Source organism: Streptomyces sp. NPDC048338 (assembly GCF_043201055.1).
Lineage (GTDB): Bacteria > Actinomycetota > Actinomycetes > Streptomycetales > Streptomycetaceae > Streptomyces.
In genome coordinates, this window is sequence record NZ_JBICYQ010000009.1 from 284,944 (window position 1) to 307,071 (window position 22,128).

The following is a 22,128-nucleotide window of genomic DNA, read 5'->3' on the forward strand; positions in this document are numbered from 1 at the left end:
ATCGATGACTGAGTATGGCCGGGGCTCCGGCTCCGAACCGTGGCATCCCGAGGACCCGTTGTACGGGGACCAGGGATGGGGAGGCCAGCAGCAGCAGTACCCGCAGCAGGCGCAGTACGACCAGCAGGACCCGTACGGCCAGGGTCAGGCCCAGGGGCAGGGGCAGCCTCAGGGCCAGGCCCAGGGCTACCACCCCCAGTACCAGCAGCCGCAGCATCCCGAGCAGCAGGCGTACCAGCAGCATCAGCAGTACAACGATGCCCAGTACAACGATCCTCGGTACGCCGATCCCGCGTACGGCGACCAGACCTACGGCGGGCAGCAGCAGGGCGCGTACGGGCATCAGCAGGGGCAGCAGGGCCAGGGCTACGACACGCCCGGGTACCCCGCACAGCAGTACGACACGAGCTGGGAGACGGGCCAGGCGGCGATGCCGTACGGCGTCACCCCCGCCGATCCCTACGGGGGCCAGAGCCCGGACCTCTATGGCACCCCGGAGGCGTACCCGCCGCCGCAGCCCCCCGGCCGACGGCAGGCACCGCCCGCCCGGCCGGCCGAGCCCGAGCCGGCGACCGACTGGGACGCGGAGGTCCCGGAGGAGGAGAAGCACCCCTTCTTCACCGGCGAGGACGACGGCGACGACGAGTACGACGACGACCCGGCCGAGTCCCGCTCGCGCACGGGCGGCCGTGAGCGCCGCGGCAAGGACAAGGGCAAGAAGAAGAGCAGGAACGGCTGCGCCTGCCTCGTCGTCGCGCTCGTCCTCGCGGGCGGCGTCGGCGGCGTGGGCTACTTCGGCTACCAGTTCTGGCAGGGCCAGTTCGGTGCGGCGCCCGACTTCGCGGGCGCGGGCTCCGGCTCGGTCGAGGTCGAGATCCCGAAGGGCGCCGGCGGCTACGAGATCGGCAACATCCTGAAACGGGCCGGCGTCGTCAAGAGCGTCGACGCCTTCGTCTCCGCCCAGGGCAAGAACGCCAAGGGCAACACCATCCAGGCGGGCGTGTACACGCTGAAGAAGGAGATGTCCGCGGAGAGCGCCGTCTCGCTGATGCTGAACCCGGCGAGCCAGGCCAACTTCGTCATCCCCGAGGGCCGCCGCAACGTCTGGGTCTACGAGCAGATCGACAAGAAGCTCGAACTCGAGGCCGGCACCACGCAGGGCGTGGCCAAGGCGCAGGCCGCGAAGCTCGGCCTGCCGGCCTGGGCCGCCGGCCATTCCAAGCTCAAGGACCCGCTGGAGGGCTTCCTCTTCCCCGCGAGCTACCCGGTCGCCAAGGGCCAGAAGCCCGAGGACGTGCTGCGCAAGATGGTCGCGCGGGCGAACCAGGAGTACGCGAAGTTCGACCTGGAGGCCAAGGCCAAGGAGCTCGGCGTCAAGGGACCGTGGGAGCTCGTCACGATCGCGAGCCTCGTCCAGGCGGAGGGGACCTCGCACGACGACTTCCGGAAGATGGGCGAGGTCGTCTACAACCGCCTGAAGCCGGGCAACGTGCAGACCAACGGCATGCTCGAGTTCGACTCCACGTACAACTACGTGAAGAACCAGAGCAAGCTCGACCTCAGCCTCGAGGAACTGCGGAAGTACGACAACCCGTACAACACGTACTACTACCGCGGGCTGCCGCCCGGCCCGATCGGCAACCCGGGGGCCGAGGCCATGCAGGGTGTGGTCAACCCGACGCACGACGGCTGGTACTACTTCATCTCCCTCGACGGGAAGTCGTCCAAGTTCACCAAGACCAACGCCGAGCACCAGAAGCTGGTCGAGCAGTTCAACAAGTCGAGGAAGAACTGATGCCCGCACCACGGCGCGCAGCCGTCCTCGGCTCCCCGATCGCCCATTCGCTCTCCCCGGTGCTGCACCGGGCCGCGTATGCCGCGCTCGGGCTCACGGACTGGTCGTACGACCGCTTCGAGGTGGACGAGGAGGCGCTGCCCGGCTTCGTCGCCGGTCTGGACCCCTCATGGGCCGGGCTGTCGCTGACCATGCCGCTCAAGCGGGCGATCATCCCGCTGCTCGACGGGATCAGCGACACGGCGGCCTCGGTGGAGGCCGTGAACACGGTCGTCCTCACCGAGGACGGCCGCCGGCTCGGCGACAACACGGACATTCCCGGCATGATCGCGGCCCTGCGCGAGCGGGGCGTGGAGAAGGTGGAGTCCGCCGCCGTCCTCGGCGCGGGCGCCACCGCGTCCTCGGCGCTGGCCGCTCTCGCCCGGATCTGCTCCGGCCCCGTCACCGCGTACGTCCGCAGCGAGGCCCGGGCGGCCGAGATGCGGGGCTGGGGTGAGCGCCTGGGAGCGGACGTCCGCACCGCCGACTGGGCGGACGCCGCGGAGGCGTTCGCCGCGCCGCTGGTGATCGCCACCACCCCGGCCGGGACCACCGACGCGCTCGCGGCGCAGGTGCCGGACGCGCCCGGCACCCTCTTCGACGTGCTCTACGACCCCTGGCCGACCGCGCTCGCGGCGGCCTGGGAGGAGCGCGGCGGAGCGGTCGTCGGCGGCCTCGACCTCCTCGTCCACCAGGCCGTCCTGCAGGTCGAGCAGATGACGGGGCGCGCGCCGGCGCCCCTGGCGGCGATGCGGGCGGCGGGCGCCGCCGCGCTGCCCTCCGCCCACTGACCCCGGCATCCGCCGCACACCGGTCCGGCGCCCCCGTCGAACCGGTGTGCTGCGCTCCGATGATTGCCCGGGCTTCTCGTTCCGCATCGTCCGACTAATGGACCGGCTATCAGGTCGGGGCCCCGGACGTGGGAGGATCGAGGTCGGCGGGCCAGGGCCGCGCACCCGGTCGTGCCGTTGCAGTGCCAGGCGCGAGCATGAGGAGCATCGTTGAGCAGGTTGCGTTGGCTGACTGCGGGAGAATCCCACGGACCCGCCCTGGTCGCGACGCTGGAGGGCCTTCCCGCCGGCGTCCCGGTCACCACTGAGCTGGTGGCCGACCACCTCGCGCGGCGGCGTCTCGGCTATGGACGCGGCGCGCGGATGAAGTTCGAGCAGGACGAGATCACCTTCCTCGGCGGCGTCCGCCACGGGCTCTCGCTCGGTTCCCCGATCGCCGTGATGGTCGGCAACACCGAGTGGCCCAAGTGGGAGAAGGTCATGTCGGCGGACCCGGTCGACCCCGCGGAGCTCAAGGAGACGGGCCGCAACGCGCCCCTGACCCGGCCCCGCCCCGGCCACGCCGACCTCGCCGGCATGCAGAAGTACGGCTTCGACGAGGCCCGGCCGATCCTGGAGCGCGCCAGCGCCCGGGAGACCGCCGCCCGCGTCGCCCTCGGCGCCGTCGCCCGCTCCTTCCTCAAGGAGGCCGCGGGCATCGAGATCGTCTCCCACGTCGTCGAGCTCGCGGCGGCCAAGGCCCCGTACGGCGTCCACCCGACGCCCGCCGACGTGGAGAAGCTCGACGCCGACCCGGTCCGCTGCCTCGACGCCGACGCCTCGAAGGCGATGGTCGCCGAGATCGACCAGGCCCACAAGGACGGCGACACCCTCGGCGGCGTCGTCGAGGTCCTGGCCTACGGGGTGCCCGTCGGCCTCGGCTCCCACGTCCACTGGGACCGCCGGCTGGACGCCCGGCTGGCCGCCGCCCTCATGGGCATCCAGGCCATCAAGGGCGTCGAGGTCGGCGACGGCTTCGACCTCGCCCGGGTGCCCGGATCGCAGGCGCACGACGAGATCGTCACCACTCCCGAGGGCATCAGGCGCACCTCCGGCCGCTCCGGCGGCACCGAGGGCGGCCTGACCACCGGCGAGCTGCTGCGCGTCCGCGCGGCGATGAAGCCCATCGCCACCGTCCCGCGCGCGCTGGCCACCGTCGACGTCGTCACCGGCGAGGCCACCCAGGCCCACCACCAGCGTTCCGACGTCTGCGCCGTGCCCGCCGCCGGCATCGTCGCCGAGGCCATGGTCGCGCTCGTCCTCGCGGACGCCGTCGTCGAGAAGTTCGGCGGCGACAGCGTCCCGGAGACCCGCCGCAACGTCCGGTCGTACCTCGACAACCTGCACATCCGGTGACGGCTCCCGTGCCGCACGGACCGCTGGTCGTCCTGGTCGGGCCGATGGGCTCCGGCAAGTCCACGGTGGGCGCGCTCCTGGCCGAGCTGCTCGGCGCGCCCTACCGGGACACCGACGCCGACATCGTCGCCGCCCAGGGGCGCGAGATCTCGGACATCTTCGTCGAGGAGGGCGAGGAACACTTCCGCGCCCTGGAGCGGGCGGCCGTCCGCACCGCGGTCGCCGAGCACGAGGGCGTCCTCGCCCTCGGCGGCGGCGCGATCCTGGACGCCGGCACCCGTGAACTCCTCAGCGGCCTGCCCGTCGCCTATCTCTCGATGGACGTCGAGGAGGCGGTCCGCCGTGTGGGCCTCAACACCGCGCGGCCGCTGCTCGCCGTCAACCCGCGCCGCCAGTGGCGCGAGCTGATGGAGGCGCGCCGCCACCTCTACACCGAAGTCGCACGCGTCGTCGTCACCACCGACGACCGCACCCCCGAAGAGGTCGCGAGCGCGGTCCTCGACGCACTGGAGCTGAAGAAGGACGTATGACGGACCAGGAAGTCACCCGCATCGAGGTCGGCGGTTCGGCGGGCACGGATCCGTACGAGGTGCTGGTCGGCCGGCAACTGCTCGGCGAGCTCCCCACCCTGATCGGCGGCAAGGCCAAGCGCGTCGCCGTGATCCACCCCGAGGCGCTCGCCGAGACCGGCGAGGCACTGCGCGCCGACCTCGCCGACCAGGGCTACGAGACCGTCGCCATCCAGGTGCCGAACGCCGAGGAGGCCAAGACCGTCGAGGTCGCGGCCTACTGCTGGAAGGCGCTCGGCCAGACCGGCTTCACCCGCACCGACGTCATCGTCGGCGTGGGCGGCGGCGCGACCACCGACCTGGCCGGCTTCGTCGCCGCGAGCTGGCTGCGCGGCGTGCGCTGGATCGCCGTCCCGACGACCGTGCTGGCCATGGTCGACGCGGCGGTCGGCGGCAAGACGGGCATCAACACCGCCGAGGGCAAGAACCTCGTCGGCGCCTTCCACCCGCCCGCCGGCGTGCTGTGCGACCTCGCCGCCCTGGACTCGCTGCCCGTTCACGACTACGTCAGCGGCCTCGCGGAGATCATCAAGGCCGGCTTCATCGTCGACCCGGCGATCCTCGACCTCATCGAGGAGGACCCGCAGGCCGCCCGTACCCCGGCCGGCCCGCACACCGCCGAGCTGCTCGTCCGCTCGATCAAGGTGAAGGCCGAGGTCGTCTCCGGCGACCTCAAGGAGTCCGGCCGCCGCGAGATCCTCAACTACGGCCACACCCTCGCGCACGCCATCGAGAAGAACGAGCGCTACAAGTGGCGGCACGGCGCCGCCGTCTCCGTCGGCATGGTCTTCGCGGCGGAGCTCGGCCGGCTGGCCGGACGGCTCGACGACGCCACCGCCGACCGGCACCGCAGCGTCCTGGAGTCGGTCGGCCTGCCGCTCACCTACCGGGGCGACCAGTGGCCCAAGCTGCTGGAGACGATGAAGGTGGACAAGAAGTCCCGCGGCGACCTGCTGCGCTTCATCGTCCTCGACGGGCTCGGCAAGCCGACCGTGATGGAGGGCCCCGACCCGGCCGTGCTGCTCGCCGCCTACGGCGAGGTGTCCGCGTGAGCGAGCTCCGGCGGGTCCTCGTGCTGAACGGCCCGAACCTCGGCCGGCTCGGCTCCCGCGAGCCCGACATCTACGGCGCCACGTCGTACAAGGGCCTGGTCGAGTCCTGCCGGGCCCTCGGCGAGGAGCTGGGCTTCGACGTCGACGTGCGCGAGACCAACGACGAGGGCGAGATGATCCGCTGGCTGCACGAGGCGGCCGACGGATCCGTGCCGGTCGTCCTCAACCCGGGCGCGTTCACGCACTACTCCTACGGGATGCGCGACGCGGCCGCCCAGCGGACCGCGCCGCTGATCGAGGTGCACATCTCGAACCCGTACACGCGGGAGGAGTTCCGGCACACCTCGGTCGTCGCGGCCGTCGCGACCGGGACCATCGCCGGCTTCGGCATCGGCTCCTACCGGCTCGCCCTGCGCGCGCTCGCCGAGGAACTCACCGCCTGACGCACCCGAGGCGGCCTCCGGGCACGTCGAACCGCCCCCGCCCGTTCCCTTGTTCGGGGCCGGGGGCGGTAACGTTCCCCGGAGTATCGGCCGTACGAGACGGAGTGGCGCCGGATGCAGCACAGCGTGGGGGCTCCGTTGCCACCGCCCGAACAGCACGGATGGGCCTCGGGCGGGCCGGGAGGACACCACCCCGTGCCCCCCGCGCCCCCGCACGGGCACCAGCCTCCGCCCCCTCCGCAGCCGGCCGCGCCGCATCAGGCGCCGCCCGGTCCGCCGCCGGCCCCGGGCTGGGTTCCCGGCCCGGTCCCGCCGCACGCCGGCCCGCCGCACGCCCCTGCCTCCCGCCCGGGCGCCGCGCATCCGGCCGGCCCGCCCGCCGGTGACGCCACCGGGTACGTCCAGCTGCCGCCGGTCCCGATGCCGGCCGCGCCGCCCGCCGAGCCCGGCACCGGAGCCGCCACCCTGGCCGTCCTGCTGATCGGCCCCGCCGGAGCGGGCAAGACGACCGTCGCCCGGCACTGGGCCCGCAGCCGCCGCGTGCCCACCGCGCACATCAGCCTCGACGACGTGCGCGAGTGGGTGTGCTCGGGCTTCGCGGACCCGCAGTCGGGCTGGAACGAGCACTCCGAGGCCCAGTACCGCCTGGCCCGCCGCACCTGCGGCTTCGCCGCGCGCAACTTCCTCGCCAACGGCATCTCCTGCATTCTCGACGACGCCGTCTTCCCCGACCGGCCGGTCGTCGGCCTCGGCGGCTGGAAGCGGCACGTCGGCCCGGGCCTGCTTCCCGTCGTGCTGCTGCCGGGTCTGGAGATCGTCCTGGAACGCAACGCCGAGCGCAGCGGCAACCGGCGCCTCTCGGACGAGGAGGTCGCCTCCATCCACGGCCGTATGGCGGGCTGGTACGGCTCCGGGCTGCCGATCATCGACAACTCCAAGTACGACGTGGAGACCACCGCCCGCGTCCTGGACGAGGTGCTGGCGCGTTCCATAGCGAGCCCGCCCACCTGGTAGCCGCGGCGAGCCCGCCCACCTGGGTGCCGCCCGGCCGGACCGGCCCCGGTGCCGGGCGGGCCCGCGTCGGTCGTCGAGGAGCGCCGCCGGCGTCCGGTGCGCAGAGGCCGTCCGCGTCGCCGGCCACCCGGGCGATCGCGCGTACCGGGCCGTCCGCCGCACCGCTCACCGGACCCGCCCGCGTCGCCGGCCGTCCGCCGGCCGGGCACCCTGGACGAACCGCGGGGGCGAGGCGTCCGGACGCCTCACCCGTGGCCCGGTCGGCGGCGCTGAGCAGGACGGGCCGTCCGGCCCGTCCTAGGCTCGGAACATGTCAGAGGTGTATGCGGACCGTCGAGTGCGGCTGCGCGACCGGTGCGCGGCGGCCGGCAGCCCGGCGGCCCTGGTCTCCCGCCCCGCCAACGTCCGCTATCTCGCGGGCGGTTCGCCCCTCGGGTCCGTCCTCCTGGTCGGACCGGACGAGGACGTCCTGCTCTGCCCCGTCGCGCCCGGCGGCGATCCCGCCGACGGGCGGCTCGACGAACGGCTCCGGCAGGCCGTGCTGCCCGCGGGCGGCGGTGATCCGGCCGTCGCGGCCGTGGACTTCGCCCGCAAGGCCGGAGCGGACGCCCTCGCCGTCGAGGAGCACCATCTGACGGTGGCCCGGCACCGCGCGATGGGGTCGGTCGCGCCCCGGCTGCGCCTGGCCGACCTCGGCGGGGCCGTCGAGCAGCTGCGGATCGTCAAGGACGAGGACGAGATCGCCTGCCTGCGGATCGCCGCCGAGATCGCCGACCAGGCGCTCGGGGAGCTCCTCGAGTCGATCCTGGTCGGGCGGACCGAGCGCCATCTCGCCCTGGAGCTGGAGCGCCGGCTGGTCGACCACGGTGCCGACGGCGCCGCCTTCCCGACCTCCGTGGCCACCGGCCCGAACTCGGGCCGGGGCGGCCACCGGCCCTCAGACCGCCGGGTCGAGGAGGGCGATTTCCTCTCCGTCTGCCTCGGCGCGAACTACCGCGGCTACCGCTGCGAGATCGGCCGCACCTTCGTCATCGGCACGACGCCGGCGGACTGGCAGATCGAGCTGTACGACCTCGTCTTCGCCGCTCAGCGGGCCGGACGCGAGGCGCTGGCCCCCGGGGCCGAGTGCCGCGACGTGGACCGCGCGGCCCGGCAGATACTGGCCGCGGCGGGCCACGGCGAGGCCGTTCCGGCCCTCACCGGCCACGGTGTCGGTCTGGAAATCGACGAGGACCCGCAGCTCGCACCCTCGGCCATGGGTAAACTGGACGCTTGTGTGCCGGTCACCGTCGAACCGGGGGTCCACCTCCCGGGCCGGGGCGGGGTCCGGATCGATGACACGCTCGTCGTGCGCCAGGAGGCGGACGGCGGACCCGAGCTACTCACCATTACGACCAAGGAGCTGCTCGCGCTCTAGGGCGCGCACGCCTCTCTGGTCCCACGTCAGTCCAGGAGATTCCGCAACCGTGGCTTCCACGAACGACCTCAAGAACGGCATGGTGCTCAAGCTCGACGGGGACCAGCTCTGGTCCGTCGTCGAGTTCCAGCACGTCAAGCCCGGCAAGGGCCCGGCCTTCGTGCGCACCAAGCTCAAGAACGTGCTCTCCGGCAAGGTCGTCGACAAGACGTTCAACGCCGGCGTGAAGGTCGAGACGGCCACCATCGACCGCCGCGACATGCAGTTCTCGTACATGGACGGCGACTACTTCGTCTTCATGGACATGCAGACCTACGACCAGCTGCACGTCGACCGCAAGTCCGTCGGCGACGCCGCGAACTTCCTGATCGAGGGCTTCACCGCCTCGGTCGCGCAGCACGAGGGCTCGGTGCTCTACGTCGAGCTCCCCGCCGCCGTCGAGCTCACCATCCAGCACACGGACCCGGGCGTCCAGGGCGACCGCTCCACCGGTGGCACCAAGCCGGCCACGCTGGAGACCGGCCACGAGATCCAGGTCCCGCTCTTCATCACCACCGGTGAGAAGATCAAGGTCGACACCCGCTCGAGCGACTACCTCGGCCGGGTGAACAGCTAACCGTGGCTGCCCGGAGCAAGGCCCGTAAGCGGGCCTTCCAGATCCTGTTCGAGGCCGACCAGCGCGAAGCGTCCGTGCAGGAAGTGCTCGCCGACTGGGTGCGGCACGCGCGGTCCGACGACCGCCAGCCGCCGGTCAACGAGTTCACGATGGTGCTGGTCGAGGGATACGCGGACCACGCGAACCGGATCGACGAGCTCATCGCCACCTACGCGGTGGACTGGGACCTGGACCGGATGCCCGTCGCGGACCGGAACATCGTCCGGCTCGGCGCGTACGAGCTGATCTGGCTGGACGAGACCCCGGACGCGGTGGCGATCGACGAGGCGGTGCAGCTCGCCAAGGAGTTCTCCACCGACGAGTCCCCGTCGTTCGTGAACGGCCTGCTGGGCCGCTTCAAGGACCTGAAGCCGCGCCTGCGCCGGGACGCCTGAGAGGCGATCTCCCGGCATACGAAGGGGCCCGCAGCACTCGGTGCTGCGGGCCCCTTCGTATGCCCGGACACGGCCCCTCGCGCTGCCTCCTGGGGCCGCGGGGGTCTGTGCTACCTCCTGGGGCCCGCGGGGCTCCCAGAGCCTCCTGGGGCCAGTGGGGCGCGAGCCGGGACCGGGGCCAGGGCCCCGAGCCGGGCCGGGCGTGAAAAGACCGCCAGGGTGACGGAAGGCCCGCAGGCCTTCCGTCACCCTGGCGGCAACGTTTCTGCTGAGTGTTCAGCGGGTGTGGTTCAGCTGTCCTCGTGAGCCACGGCGCGGCGCGCGTCCGCGTCCAGCACCCCCCAGCTGATGAGCTGCTCGGTCAGCACCGACGGCGACTGGTCGTAGATGACGGCGAGCGTGCGCAGGTCGTCCTGGCGGATCGACAGCACCTTGCCGTTGTAGTCACCGCGCTGGGACTGGATGGTCGCTGCGTAACGCTGCAGCGGACCGGCCTTCTCCTGCGGGACGTGGGCCAGGCGCTCCAGGTCCAGAACCAGCTTCGGCGGCGGCTCGGCGGCCCCGCCGGGGGTCGTGCCGGGCAGGAGCTCCTGCACCGGGACGCCGTAGAAGTCCGCCAGCTCGGCGAGGCGCTGCACGGTCACCGCACGGTCGCCGCGCTCGTACGAGCCGACCACGACGGCCTTCCAGCGGCCCTGGGACTTCTCTTCCACACCGTGGAGGGAGAGGCCCTGCTGAGTGCGGATCGCGCGGAGCTTGGCCCCGAGCTGCTTTGCGTATTCGCTGGACATATAGCTCCCCGGACGCTGTGACAACGTGCGGCTCCGCCGCGTGGCTGGTAACTCACTGTGAGGTTACGCAGCGTTACTTGGCTCCGTCAAGCCGAATGGTCCGTACCGGCCCCTCCCGAGGGACGGCGCCCGGAGGGTCGGCAGGGTGGTGAGCAGGGCACTCGCCCGCCCCTGGTAAAGTCGAGGACGCAATTCCGACGTCCTTTAAGATCCGTCCCGTGAGGCGGAGAAGGAGGTCCGTTTCATATGGACGCACCGCAGCACGACACGCAGCAACCTCTCGACGAGGCCCGCCCCGTTCTGGAGGGCCCCGACATCGCACGGGTCCTGACCCGTATCGCCCACGAGATCGTCGAACGCGCCAAGGGCGCCGACGACGTGGTCCTCCTCGGCATCCCGACCCGCGGCGTCTTCCTCGCCCGCCGGCTGGCCGACAAGCTCGCCGGGATCACCGGACGCACGATTCCGGTCGGTTCCCTCGACATCACGATGTACCGCGACGACCTGCGGATGAAGCCGGCCCGCGCCATCGGCCGCACGGAGATCCCCGCCGACGGCATCGACGGCCGCCTGGTCGTCCTCGTCGACGACGTGCTCTTCTCCGGACGCACCATCCGCGCCGCCCTCGACGCCCTCGGCGACATCGGCCGCCCCCGCGCCGTGCAGCTCGCGGTCCTGGTCGACCGCGGCCACCGGGAACTGCCGATCCGCGCCGACTACGTCGGCAAGAACCTCCCCACGTCGCTGCGCGAGACGGTCAAGGTGCAGCTCGCCGAGGAGGACGGTCGCGACACCGTGCTGCTCGGCGGCAAGCCCGCCTGACCCGACCGGCACCACCGGCGGGTCCCGGGGCACACCCCTGCGCACCCGCATGTCCGACGGACCTTCTGGGGGCCACCCCGGACCCCCGACCTCCCCACCCCGGAGAGACATCCCGATGATGCGTCACCTCATCTCGGCCGCCGACCTCACCCGCGACGACGCCGTCCTCATCCTCGACACCGCCGAGGAGATGGCCCGGGTGGCCGACCGGCCGATCAAGAAGCTGCCCACCCTGCGCGGCCGCACGATCTGCAACCTCTTCTTCGAGGACTCCACCCGCACCCGGATCTCCTTCGAGGCCGCCGAGAAGCGCCTCTCCGCCGACGTCATCAACTTCGCGGCCAAGGGATCCAGCGTCTCCAAGGGCGAGTCGCTCAAGGACACCGCGCAGACCCTGGAGGCGATGGGCGTCGACGCCGTCGTCATCCGGCACGGCGCCTCCGGCGCCCCCTACCGCCTGGCCACCTCCGGCTGGATCGACGCCCCCGTCGTCAACGCCGGCGACGGCACCCACCAGCACCCCACCCAGGCCCTGCTGGACGCCTTCACCATGCGGCGCCGGCTCGTCGGCCGCGACGCCGGGCTCGGCAAGGACCTGGCCGGCCGGCGCATCACGCTCGTCGGCGACATCCTGCACAGCCGGGTCGCCCGCTCCAACGTCGACCTGCTGCACACCCTCGGCGCCGAGGTCACCCTGGTGGCCCCGCCCACCCTGGTCCCGGTCGGCGTCGAGACCTGGCCCTGCGAGGTCAGCTACGACCTCGACCGCGTGCTTCCGAAGTCCGACGCGGTGATGATGCTGCGTGTGCAGCGCGAGCGGATGAACGCCGCCTTCTTCCCGACCGAGCGCGAGTACTCGCGCCGGTACGGGCTCGACGGCGACCGGATGGCCAAGATGCCCGAGCACGCCATCGTGATGCACCCCGGACCCATGGTCCGCGGCATGGAGATCACCGCCGAGGTCGCCGACTCCGACCGCTGCACGGTCGTCGAGCAGGTCGCCAACGGCGTCTCCATCCGCATGGCGGTCCTCTACCTGCTTCTGGGCGGAAACGACTCCGCCGTCACCCACACCCGTACCGAGGAGAGCAAGTAACCATGAGCAAGATCCTTATCCGGGGTGCGAAGGTGCTGGGCGGCGAGGCCCAGGACGTCCTGATCGACGGCGAGACGATCGCCGAGGTCGGCACCGGCCTGTCGGCCGAGGGCGCGACCGTGATCGAGGCCGAGGGGCGGATCCTGCTGCCCGGGCTGGTCGACCTCCACACCCACCTGCGCGAGCCCGGCCGTGAGGACTCCGAGACCGTCCTCACCGGCACCCGCGCCGCCGCGTCCGGCGGCTACACGGCCGTCTTCGCCATGGCCAACACCTTCCCGGTGGCCGACACGGCCGGCGTCGTCGAGCAGGTCTACCGCCTCGGCAAGGAGCACGGCTACTGCGACGTGCAGCCGATCGGCGCCGTCACCGTCGGCCTGGAGGGCAAGAAGCTCGCCGAGCTCGGCGCCATGCACGACTCCGCCGCGGGCGTCACCGTCTTCTCCGACGACGGCAAGTGCGTCGACGACGCCGTGATCATGCGCCGCGCCCTGGAGTACGTGAAGGCCTTCGGCGGCGTCGTCGCCCAGCACGCCCAGGAGCCCCGCCTGACGGAGGGCGCCCAGATGAACGAGGGCGTCGTCTCGGCCGAGCTCGGGCTCGGCGGCTGGCCGGCCGTCGCCGAGGAGTCGATCATCGCCCGCGACGTCCTCCTCGCCGAGCACGTCGGCTCCCGCGTCCACATCTGCCACCTCTCCACCGCCGGCTCCGTCGAGATCGTCCGCTGGGCCAAGTCCCGCGGCATCGACGTCACCGCCGAGGTCACCCCGCACCACCTGCTGCTGACCGACGAGCTGGTCCGCTCGTACAACCCGGTCTACAAGGTCAACCCGCCGCTGCGCACCGAGCGTGACGTGCTCGCCCTGCGCGAGGCCCTGGCCGACGGCACGATCGACATCGTCGCCACCGACCACGCCCCGCACCCGCACGAGGACAAGGACTGCGAGTGGGCCGCCGCCGCCATGGGCATGGTCGGCCTGGAGACCGCGCTCTCCGTCGTCCAGCAGACGATGGTGGAGACCGGGCTGCTCGACTGGGCCGGCGTCGCCGACCGGATGTCCGTCACGCCCGCCCGGATCGGACGGGCCACCGGACACGGACGCCCCGTCTCGGCAGGTGAGCCCGCGAACCTGACGCTGGTGGATCCGGCATACCGTGGAGCCGTGGACCCCGCGGGCTTCGCCTCCCGCAGCCGCAACACCCCGTACGAGGGCCGCGAGCTGCCGGGACGCGTCACCCACACCTTCCTGCGGGGCCGGGCAACGGTCGTGGACGGGAAGCTGGCGTGACACCTCTCATCGCATTCGCTGCGGAACAGAAGTCGGCGGAGGTGACCGACTGGGCCGGGCGGCTCGGCTGGGTCGCCGGACTGCTCCTCTTCGTCGCCTTCGTCTACTGGCTGATGCGCCAGGGATGGAAGTGGCGCGGCAGCCTCCAGTCGGACCTCCCCGCCCTGTCCGCCGTGCCGGAGACCGCCGGTGACGCCACACTGACTCTCAGCGGGCGCTACCACGGCTCGACCACGGCCGGGCAGTGGCTCGACCGGATCGTCGCCCACGGCCTCGGCGTCCGCAGCCGGGCCGAGCTCCGTCTGACCGACGCCGGGATCGAGGTCGTGCGCCCCGGCGCGAACGACTTCCTCATCCCGAAGGCGGCCCTGCGCGAGGCCCGGCTCGACAAGGGCATCGCCGGCAAGGTCCTCGCCGAGGGCGGGCTGCTGATCGTCACCTGGGCGCACGGCGACAAGCTCCTCGACTCAGGCTTCCGGTCCGACCGCGCGGCGGAGCACGCCGCCTGGGTCGAGGCCGTCAACTCCATGAACCAGATCAATCCGACGGAAGGCATCGCACGATGACGACCTCCATCCAGGGAGCGGCCTCGCAGAGGCACAAGGCCGCGCCCGCCGTACTCGTCCTGGAGGACGGCCGCATGTTCCGCGGCCGCGCCTACGGGGCCGTGGGGGAGACCTTCGGCGAGGCCGTGTTCTCCACCGGCATGACCGGCTACCAGGAGACCCTCACCGACCCGTCCTACCACCGGCAGGTCGTCGTGATGACCGCGCCGCACGTCGGCAACACCGGAGTCAACGACGAGGACCCCGAGTCGCAGCGGATCTGGGTGGCCGGCTACGTCGTCCGCGACCCCGCCCGGGTCCCGTCCAACTGGCGCTCCCGCCGTTCGCTGGACGAGGAGCTGGCCGCCCAGGGCGTCGTCGGCATCTCCGGCATCGACACCCGCGCCCTCACCCGCCACCTGCGCGAGCGCGGCGCCATGCGCGTCGGCATCTTCTCCGGCAACGCGCTGCCCGACGAGGGCACCATGCTCGCCGAGGTCCGCCAGGCCCCCGAGATGAGCGGTGCCGACCTCTCCGCCGAGGTCGCCACCAAGGAGACCTACGTCGTCCCGGCGATCGGCACCAAGCGGTTCACCGTCGCGGCCGTCGACCTCGGCATCAAGGGCATGACCCCGCACCGGATGGCCGAGCGCGGCATCGAGGTCCACGTCCTGCCCGCCACGGCCACCGCGGAGGACGTCTACGCCGTCCGGCCCGACGGCGTCTTCTTCTCCAACGGCCCGGGCGACCCGTCCACCGCCGACGGCCCCGTCGCCGTCATGCGCGAGGTCCTCAGCCGCCGCACGCCGCTCTTCGGCATCTGCTTCGGCAACCAGATCCTCGGCCGCGCGCTCGGCTTCGGCACGTACAAGCTGAAGTACGGCCACCGCGGTATCAACCAGCCGGTGCAGGACCGCACCACCGGCAAGGTCGAGGTCACCGCGCACAACCACGGCTTCGCCGTCGACGCGCCCCTCGACAAGGTCTCCGACACCCCCTTCGGGCGTGCCGAGGTCTCCCACGTGTGCCTGAACGACCAGGTCGTCGAAGGTCTCCAGCTGCTCGACCAGCCGGCCTTCTCCGTCCAGTACCACCCCGAGGCGGCCGCGGGCCCGCACGACGCCGCGTACCTCTTCGACCGTTTCGTATCCCTGATGGAGGCCGAGCGTGCCTAAGCGCACCGATATCCAGTCCGTCCTGGTCATCGGCTCCGGCCCGATCGTCATCGGCCAGGCCGCCGAGTTCGACTACTCCGGCACCCAGGCCTGCCGCGTGCTCAAGGCCGAGGGCCTGCGGGTGATCCTGGTCAACTCCAACCCGGCCACGATCATGACCGACCCGGAGATCGCCGACGCCACCTACGTCGAGCCGATCACCCCCGAGTTCGTCGAGAAGATCATCGCCAAGGAGCGCCCGGACGCCCTCCTGCCCACCCTCGGCGGCCAGACCGCGCTCAACACCGCGATCTCCATGCACGAGCAGGGCGTGCTGGAGAAGTACGGCGTCGAGCTCATCGGCGCCAACGTCGAGGCCATCAACAAGGGCGAGGACCGCGACCTCTTCAAGGGCGTCGTCGAGGCCGTCAAGGCCAAGATCGGCTACGGCGAGTCCGCCCGCTCGGTCATCTGCCACTCCATGGAGGACGTCCTCCAGGGCGTCGACACCCTCGGCGGCTACCCCGTCGTCGTCCGCCCCTCCTTCACCATGGGCGGCGCCGGCTCCGGCTTCGCCCACGACGAGGAGGAGCTGCGCCGCATCGCCGGCCAGGGCCTCACGCTCTCCCCGACCACCGAGGTGCTCCTGGAGGAGTCCATCCTCGGCTGGAAGGAGTACGAGCTGGAGCTGATGCGCGACAAGGCCGACAACGTCGTGGTCGTCTGCTCCATCGAGAACTTCGACCCGATGGGCGTCCACACCGGTGACTCGATCACCGTCGCGCCGGCGATGACCCTCACCGACCGCGAGTACCAGCGTCTGCGGGACATCGGTATCGCGATCATCCGCGAGGTCGGCGTCGACACCGGCGGCTGCAACATCCAGTTCGCGATCGACCCCGAAGACGGCCGGATCATCGTCATCGAGATGAACCCCCGCGTCTCCCGCTCCTCGGCCCTCGCCTCCAAGGCGACCGGCTTCCCGATCGCCAAGATCGCCGCCCGGCTCGCCGTCGGCTACACGCTGGACGAGATCCCGAACGACATCACGGAGAAGACCCCGGCCTCCTTCGAGCCCACGCTCGACTACGTCGTGGTCAAGGCCCCGCGCTTCGCCTTCGAGAAGTTCCCCTCCGCCGACTCCACGCTGACCACGACCATGAAGTCGGTCGGCGAGGCCATGGCGATCGGCCGCAACTTCACCGAGGCGCTCCAGAAGGCCCTGCGCTCCCTGGAGAAGAAGGGCTCGCAGTTCGCCTTCACCGGCGAGCCGGGCGACAAGGCCGAGCTGCTGCGCGAGGCGGTCCGCCCCACCGACGGCCGGATCAACACCGTCATGCAGGCGATCCGCGCCGGCGCCACCCCGGAGGAGGTCTTCGACGCCACGAAGATCGACCCGTGGTTCGTCGACCAGCTCTTCCTGATCAAGGAGATCGCCGACGAGCTGGCCGCCACCGAGAAGCTCGAACCCGAGCTCCTGGCCGAGGCCAAGCGCCACGGCTTCTCCGACGCCCAGATCGCCGAGATCCGCGGCCTGCGCGAGGACGTCGTCCGCGAGGTCCGGCACGCGCTCGGCGTCCGCCCGGTCTACAAGACGGTCGACACCTGCGCCGCCGAGTTCGCCGCCAAGACTCCGTACTTCTACTCCTCGTACGACGAGGAGAGCGAGGTCGCCCCGCGCGAGAAGCCCGCCGTGATCATCCTGGGCTCCGGCCCGAACCGCATCGGCCAGGGCATCGAGTTCGACTACTCCTGCGTCCACGCCTCCTTCGCGCTCAGCGACGCGGGCTACGAGACCGTGATGGTCAACTGCAACCCGGAGACCGTCTCCACCGACTACGACACCTCCGACCGGCTCTACTTCGAGCCGCTCACCCTGGAGGACGTCCTGGAGATCGTCCACGCCGAGACGCTGGCCGGCCCCGTCGCCGGTGTCGTCGTGCAGCTCGGCGGCCAGACCCCGCTGGGCCTGTCGCAGGCGCTCAAGGACAACGGCGTGCCGGTCGTCGGCACCTCCCCGGAGGCGATCCACGCCGCCGAGGACCGCGGCGCCTTCGGCCGCGTGCTCGCCGAGGCCGGTCTGCCCGCGCCCAAGCACGGCACCGCGACCACCTTCGCCGGCGCCAAGGCCATCGCCGACGAGATCGGCTACCCGGTCCTCGTCCGCCCCTCGTACGTGCTCGGCGGCCGCGGCATGGAGATCGTGTACGACGAGGCCCGCCTCGAGTCGTACATCGCCGAGTCCACCGAGATCAGCCCCACCCGGCCGGTCCTGGTCGACCGCTTCCTCGACGACGCCATCGAGATCGACGTCGACGCCCTCTACGACGGCACCGAGCTCTACCTCGGCGGCGTCATGGAGCACATCGAGGAGGCCGGCATCCACTCCGGCGACTCGGCCTGCGCCCTGCCCCCGATCACCCTCGGCGGCTTCGACATCAAGCGCCTGCGCGCCTCCACCGAGGCGATCGCCAAGGGCGTCGGCGTGCGCGGCCTGATCAACATCCAGTTCGCGATGGCCGGCGACATCCTCTACGTCCTGGAGGCCAACCCGCGCGCCTCGCGGACCGTGCCCTTCACCTCGAAGGCCACCGCCGTGCCGCTGGCGAAGGCCGCCGCCCGCATCTCGCTGGGCGCCACCGTCGCCGAGCTGCGCGCGGAGGGCCTGCTCCCGAAGACCGGCGACGGCGGCACCCTGCCGCTCGACGCGCCGATCTCCGTCAAGGAGGCCGTGATGCCGTGGTCGCGCTTCCGCGACGTGCACGGTCGCGGCGTGGACACCGTCCTCGGCCCGGAGATGCGCTCCACCGGCGAGGTCATGGGCATCGACGCGGTCTTCGGCACCGCCTACGCCAAGTCGCAGGCCGGCGCCTACGGCCCGCTGCCCACCAAGGGCCGTGCCTTCATCTCCGTCGCCAACCGCGACAAGCGCTCGATGATCTTCCCCGCCCGCGAGCTGGTCGCCCACGGCTTCGAGCTGCTGGCCACCTCCGGCACCGCCGAGGTCCTCAAGCGCAACGGCATCAACGCCACGATCGTGCGCAAGCAGTCCGAGGGCGAGGGCCCGAACGGCGAGAAGACGATCGTCCAGCTGATCCACGACGGCCAGGTCGACCTGATCGTCAACACCCCGTACGGCACGGGCGGCCGCCTCGACGGCTACGAGATCCGTACGGCGGCGGTGGCCCGCAGCGTCCCCTGCCTCACCACGGTCCAGGCGCTCGCCGCGGCCGTCCAGGGCATCGACGCGCTCAACCACGGCGACGTGGGCGTCCGCTCCCTCCAGGAGCACGCGGAACACCTGATCGCGGCCCGCGACTAGGTCCTGTCCGGGCGATCTTTGAGGACCGGCCCGCGGCGTCGGATGTGGTGTATCGCAAGGCGGAGGATCGCCCTCGTACTGGGCGTACTCGGGCGACTCCGACAACGCCGCGAGACGCCGCAGCCGTCGTCGCGGGCCTGAGAAGATCGCCCGGACAGGACCTAGGTCCTTCGTCGGGATCAGGCCGAGCCCGGCAAGATCCCGACGAGAGGCACCAGCAGCCCCGGACGAAGCAGGGGGGACACCGGCAGGACCCGCGGTGTCCCCCTCTTCATGAGCAGACCTGGATCTGAACAGACATGTACAAGTTCTTCTTCGACCTCGTCTTCAAGCGCATGGACCCGGAGCAGGCCCACTACCTGGCCTTCCGCTGGATCCGGCTGGCGGCCCGCGTCCCGGTCCTGCGGACCTTCGTCGCCGCCGTCCTAGCGCCCCGGTACAAGGAGCTGCGCACCGAGGCCCTCGGCCTGCGGATGCACGGCCCCTTCGGTCTCGCGGCCGGCTTCGACAAGAACGCCGTCGCCATCGACGGCATGTCCATGCTCGGCTTCCACCACGTCGAGATCGGCACGGTCACCGGCCAGGCGCAGCCCGGCAACCCCAAGAAGCGGCTCTTCCGGCTGGTCCCCGACCGCGCCCTGATCAACCGCATGGGGTTCAACAACGAGGGCTCCGCCGCCGTCGCCGCCCGCCTGAGCGCCCGCGTGCCGGTCTTCAAGACGGTGGTGGGCGTCAACATCGGCAAGACCAAGGTCGTCCCGGAGGCCGAGGCGGCGGGCGACTACGTCACGTCCACCGAGCGCCTGGCCGCCCACGCCGACTACCTGGTCGTCAACGTCTCCTCGCCGAACACGCCCGGCCTGCGCAACCTCCAGGCCACCGAGTCCCTGCGCCCGCTGCTCACGGCGGTGCGCGAGGCGGCCGACCGCACGGTCACCGGCCGCCGCGTCCCGCTCCTGGTCAAGATCGCCCCCGACCTGGCCGACGAGGACGTCGACGCGGTCGCGGACCTGGCCCTGGAGCTCGGTCTCGACGGAATCATCGCCACCAACACCACCATCGCCCGCGAGGGCCTCGGCCTGAAGTCCGACCCGGCCCTGGTCCAGGAGACCGGCGGTCTGTCCGGAGCCCCCGTCAAGGAGCGCTCGCTGGCCGTCCTGCGCCGCCTCCACGCGCGGGTCGGCGACCGGATCACCCTGGTGGGCGTCGGCGGCATCGAGAACGCCGAGGACGCCTGGCAGCGCATCCTCGCCGGTGCCACCCTGATCCAGGGATACAGCGCCTTCATCTACGAGGGTCCGTTCTACGCCCGCGCGATCCACAAGGGCCTCGCCGCCCGCCTGGCGGCCTCCCCGTACGCCACCCTCGCCGAAGCCGTCGGCGCCGACACCCGAAAGGCCGCGCAGTGAACGCCCTCCCGCACCGCCCCGCATCGACGCCCTCCGGGCGGCCCCCGACGTTCGGTGCCCGCCTCCGCTCCGCCATGGACGAGCGAGGGCCGCTCTGCGTCGGCATCGACCCGCACGCCGAGCTGCTCGCCTCCTGGGGCCTGAGCGACGACGTCGCCGGCCTGGAGCGCTTCTCCCGGACCGTGGTCGAGGCCCTGGCCGACCAGGTCGCCGTCTTCAAGCCGCAGGCCGCCTTCTTCGAACGCTTCGGCTCCCGGGGCATCGCCGTGCTGGAGCGCACCGTGGCCGACGCCCGGGCGGCGGGCACGCTCGTCCTCATGGACGCCAAGCGCGGCGACATCGGCTCCACCATGGCCGCCTACGCCGAGACCTTCCTCCACAAGGACTCGACCCTCTTCTCGGACGCGCTCACCGTCTCGCCCTACCTCGGCTACGGCTCGCTGCGGCCGGCGGTGGACCTGGCGCGCGAGAGCGGCGCGGGGCTGTTCGTCCTGGCCCTCACCTCCAACCCGGAGGGCGCGGAGGTCCAGCGGGCGGTACGCACCGACGACCCGGCCGGCCTGACGATCGGCGCGACGATGCTGGCGCACCTGGCGGCGGAGAACGCGGGGGAGACCCCGATGGGCTCCTTCGGCGCGGTCGTCGGTGCCACCCTCGGCGATCTCTCGTCCTTCGACCTCGACATCAACGGCCCCCTCCTGGCCCCCGGCATCGGCGCGCAGGGCGCGACCGCGGCCGACCTTCCCGCGGTCTTCGGCCCGGCGGTCCGCAACGTCGTCCCGAACGTCAGCCGCGGGGTCCTGCGGCACGGTCCGGACGCGTCCGCGCTGCGGGCCTCGGCGGAGCGGTTCGCGCACGAGATCCGCGAGGCCGTCGGCGCCTGACGGGACCCGATCCGCCGGCCCGGCGGAGGGCTCCGGCCCGCTTTCTGCCAATCCGCAGGTCGGAGCTGTCTCACTCCTTGGTAAGAACTTGGCCGAAAAGCCGGTCCTTATGCCGGAAATGTCCTGGTCGGTCGATGCTGACCAGGACTTTTCGTCTGTTCTCGCTGACTGGAGAGGCGCGGGCCGCTAGTCTCCGGGGCAGAGTCAGCGTTCAACGGCGCAAGCGTTGTCCGCTGCTCCACTGGTGTGGGGCGACCAGCCTCCTCACCGGTCCGTATCCGACAGTTCGACATCCGAGGTGACGTAGGCGTGGCTCTTCCGCCCCTTACCCCTGAACAGCGCGCAGCCGCGCTCGAAAAGGCCGCCGCGGCTCGCCGGGAGCGGGCCGAGGTCAAGAATCGACTCAAGCACTCCGGCGCCTCCCTCCACGAGGTCATCAAGCAGGGCCAGGAGAACGACGTCATCGGCAAGATGAAGGTCTCCGCGCTGCTCGAGTCCCTGCCCGGCGTCGGCAAGGTCCGCGCCAAGCAGCTCATGGAGCGGCTCGGCATCTCCGAGAGCCGGCGCGTGCGCGGTCTCGGTTCCAACCAGATCGCCTCCCTGGAGCGCGAGTTCGGCAGCACCGGTTCCTGAGCCGGGGTGGCCGTCCCAGGCACTCCCGTAAAGCTGGAATAATCGCTGCATGGCAGCAGAGGTACGTCCGCGGCTGACCGTGCTCTCCGGCCCCTCCGGGGTGGGTAAGAGCACGGTCGTCGCTCATATGCGCAAGGTCCACCCCGAGGTCTGGCTCTCGGTGTCGGCCACGACACGAAAGCCGCGACCCGGCGAGAAGCACGGCGTCCAGTACTTCTTCGTCACGGACGACGAATTCGACAAGCTGGTCGCCAACGGCGAGCTCCTCGAATGGGCCGAGTTCGCGGGCAACCGCTACGGCACGCCCCGCCGTGCCGTCCTGGACCGGCTGGAGGCCGGCGAGCCGGTCCTCCTGGAGATCGACCTCCAGGGCGCCCGGCAGGTCAAGGAGTCCATGGCGGAGGCGCAGCTGGTCTTCCTGGCCCCGCCGAGCTGGGACGAACTGGTCCGCCGGCTCACCGGCCGCGGCACCGAGTCGCCCGAGGTCATCGAGCGCCGGCTGGAGGCCGCCAAGGTCGAGCTGGCCGCGGAGGCCGAGTTCGACACCACCCTGGTCAACACCTCCGTCGAGGACGTGGCGCGCGAGCTGCTAGCCTTGATGAACGTTGTTTGATCGAT

General features: G+C 71.7%; 21 protein-coding genes. 20 read left to right on the top strand and 1 reads right to left on the bottom strand.

The features are described 5' to 3' along the window. Window positions 1-4 precede the first annotated feature (4 nt). From mltG to nusB, 10 genes are all read left to right on the top strand, one after another. Window positions 5-1,795: an endolytic transglycosylase MltG gene (gene mltG / locus ACGFZF_RS22450; RefSeq protein WP_393556619.1), complete on the top strand. Its 1,791-nt coding sequence runs from the start codon at window positions 5-7 to the stop codon at window positions 1,793-1,795. Next, window positions 1,795-2,625, top strand: a complete 831-nt coding sequence (locus tag ACGFZF_RS22455; protein ID WP_393556621.1) for a shikimate dehydrogenase — start codon at window positions 1,795-1,797, stop codon at window positions 2,623-2,625. Before mltG ends, ACGFZF_RS22455 begins: the two co-directional genes overlap by 1 nt. A 210-nt stretch (window positions 2,626-2,835) precedes the next feature. Beyond that, window positions 2,836-4,020: a chorismate synthase gene (aroC, locus tag ACGFZF_RS22460; RefSeq protein WP_393556623.1), complete on the top strand. Its 1,185-nt coding sequence runs from the start codon at window positions 2,836-2,838 to the stop codon at window positions 4,018-4,020. A gap of 44 nt (window positions 4,021-4,064) precedes the next feature. Further along, window positions 4,065-4,550 (top strand): shikimate kinase, encoded by a 486-nt coding sequence (locus tag ACGFZF_RS22465; RefSeq protein ID WP_384871847.1) that lies wholly within the window; start codon window positions 4,065-4,067, stop codon window positions 4,548-4,550. Beyond that, window positions 4,547-5,641: a 3-dehydroquinate synthase gene (gene aroB, locus ACGFZF_RS22470; protein ID WP_393556625.1), complete on the top strand. Its 1,095-nt coding sequence runs from the start codon at window positions 4,547-4,549 to the stop codon at window positions 5,639-5,641. The genes ACGFZF_RS22465 and aroB overlap by 4 nt, the downstream gene beginning before the upstream one ends. Continuing rightward, window positions 5,638-6,084 (top strand): type II 3-dehydroquinate dehydratase, encoded by a 447-nt coding sequence (aroQ, locus tag ACGFZF_RS22475; protein WP_147977100.1) that lies wholly within the window; start codon window positions 5,638-5,640, stop codon window positions 6,082-6,084. The genes aroB and aroQ overlap by 4 nt, the downstream gene beginning before the upstream one ends. Window positions 6,085-6,198: 114 nt before the next feature. Then, on the top strand, window positions 6,199-7,098 hold the full coding sequence (locus ACGFZF_RS22480) for an AAA family ATPase (RefSeq protein ID WP_393556627.1): 900 nt from the start codon (window positions 6,199-6,201) through the stop codon (window positions 7,096-7,098). Between the two features lie 310 nt (window positions 7,099-7,408). Further along, the gene (locus ACGFZF_RS22485; RefSeq protein WP_393556629.1) at window positions 7,409-8,515 is read left to right on the top strand and encodes an aminopeptidase P family protein; all 1,107 of its coding nucleotides are present in this window, start codon (window positions 7,409-7,411) and stop codon (window positions 8,513-8,515) included. Between the two features lie 49 nt (window positions 8,516-8,564). After that, a complete protein-coding gene (gene efp, locus ACGFZF_RS22490) occupies window positions 8,565-9,131 on the top strand; it encodes an elongation factor P (protein WP_147977098.1) in 567 nt (188 codons plus the stop codon). Window positions 9,132-9,133: 2 nt separating this feature from the next. Then, window positions 9,134-9,565, top strand: a complete 432-nt coding sequence (nusB, locus tag ACGFZF_RS22495) for a transcription antitermination factor NusB (protein ID WP_393556632.1) — start codon at window positions 9,134-9,136, stop codon at window positions 9,563-9,565. 290 nt (window positions 9,566-9,855) lie between these two features. Here the strand turns inward: nusB and bldD are convergent, their stop codons facing one another. Continuing rightward, window positions 9,856-10,356 (bottom strand): transcriptional regulator BldD, encoded by a 501-nt coding sequence (gene bldD / locus ACGFZF_RS22500; protein ID WP_030214967.1) that lies wholly within the window; start codon window positions 10,354-10,356, stop codon window positions 9,856-9,858. A 246-nt stretch (window positions 10,357-10,602) separates the two neighbouring features. Here bldD and pyrR point away from each other — a divergent pair, with 246 nt between their 5' ends. The 10 genes from pyrR (at window position 10,603) to gmk (ending at window position 22,123) form a co-directional block, all read left to right on the top strand. After that, window positions 10,603-11,178, top strand: a complete 576-nt coding sequence (gene pyrR / locus ACGFZF_RS22505) for a bifunctional pyr operon transcriptional regulator/uracil phosphoribosyltransferase PyrR (RefSeq protein WP_147977096.1) — start codon at window positions 10,603-10,605, stop codon at window positions 11,176-11,178. A gap of 115 nt (window positions 11,179-11,293) precedes the next feature. Beyond that, the gene (locus ACGFZF_RS22510; RefSeq protein ID WP_147977095.1) at window positions 11,294-12,274 is read left to right on the top strand and encodes an aspartate carbamoyltransferase catalytic subunit; all 981 of its coding nucleotides are present in this window, start codon (window positions 11,294-11,296) and stop codon (window positions 12,272-12,274) included. 2 nt (window positions 12,275-12,276) lie between these two features. Beyond that, window positions 12,277-13,563: a dihydroorotase gene (locus ACGFZF_RS22515; protein ID WP_356600866.1), complete on the top strand. Its 1,287-nt coding sequence runs from the start codon at window positions 12,277-12,279 to the stop codon at window positions 13,561-13,563. Beyond that, window positions 13,560-14,129 (top strand): hypothetical protein, encoded by a 570-nt coding sequence (locus tag ACGFZF_RS22520; RefSeq protein WP_393556635.1) that lies wholly within the window; start codon window positions 13,560-13,562, stop codon window positions 14,127-14,129. Before ACGFZF_RS22515 ends, ACGFZF_RS22520 begins: the two co-directional genes overlap by 4 nt. Beyond that, on the top strand, window positions 14,126-15,283 hold the full coding sequence (gene carA, locus ACGFZF_RS22525; RefSeq protein WP_393556637.1) for a glutamine-hydrolyzing carbamoyl-phosphate synthase small subunit: 1,158 nt from the start codon (window positions 14,126-14,128) through the stop codon (window positions 15,281-15,283). Before ACGFZF_RS22520 ends, carA begins: the two co-directional genes overlap by 4 nt. Continuing rightward, window positions 15,276-18,584 (top strand): carbamoyl-phosphate synthase large subunit, encoded by a 3,309-nt coding sequence (gene carB, locus ACGFZF_RS22530; protein ID WP_393556639.1) that lies wholly within the window; start codon window positions 15,276-15,278, stop codon window positions 18,582-18,584. The genes carA and carB overlap by 8 nt, the downstream gene beginning before the upstream one ends. Window positions 18,585-18,883: 299 nt before the next feature. After that, window positions 18,884-19,993, top strand: coding sequence for a quinone-dependent dihydroorotate dehydrogenase (locus ACGFZF_RS22535; protein ID WP_393556641.1), 1,110 nt, complete (start codon window positions 18,884-18,886; stop codon window positions 19,991-19,993). After that, complete coding sequence (pyrF, locus tag ACGFZF_RS22540; RefSeq protein WP_393556643.1) at window positions 19,990-20,877, top strand: orotidine-5'-phosphate decarboxylase; 888 nt, start codon at window positions 19,990-19,992, stop codon at window positions 20,875-20,877. Before ACGFZF_RS22535 ends, pyrF begins: the two co-directional genes overlap by 4 nt. A 309-nt stretch (window positions 20,878-21,186) precedes the next feature. Then, window positions 21,187-21,510: an integration host factor gene (locus tag ACGFZF_RS22545; protein WP_147977088.1), complete on the top strand. Its 324-nt coding sequence runs from the start codon at window positions 21,187-21,189 to the stop codon at window positions 21,508-21,510. Between the two features lie 49 nt (window positions 21,511-21,559). After that, on the top strand, window positions 21,560-22,123 hold the full coding sequence (gmk, locus tag ACGFZF_RS22550) for a guanylate kinase (RefSeq protein ID WP_393556645.1): 564 nt from the start codon (window positions 21,560-21,562) through the stop codon (window positions 22,121-22,123). Window positions 22,124-22,128: the final 5 nt, after the last annotated feature.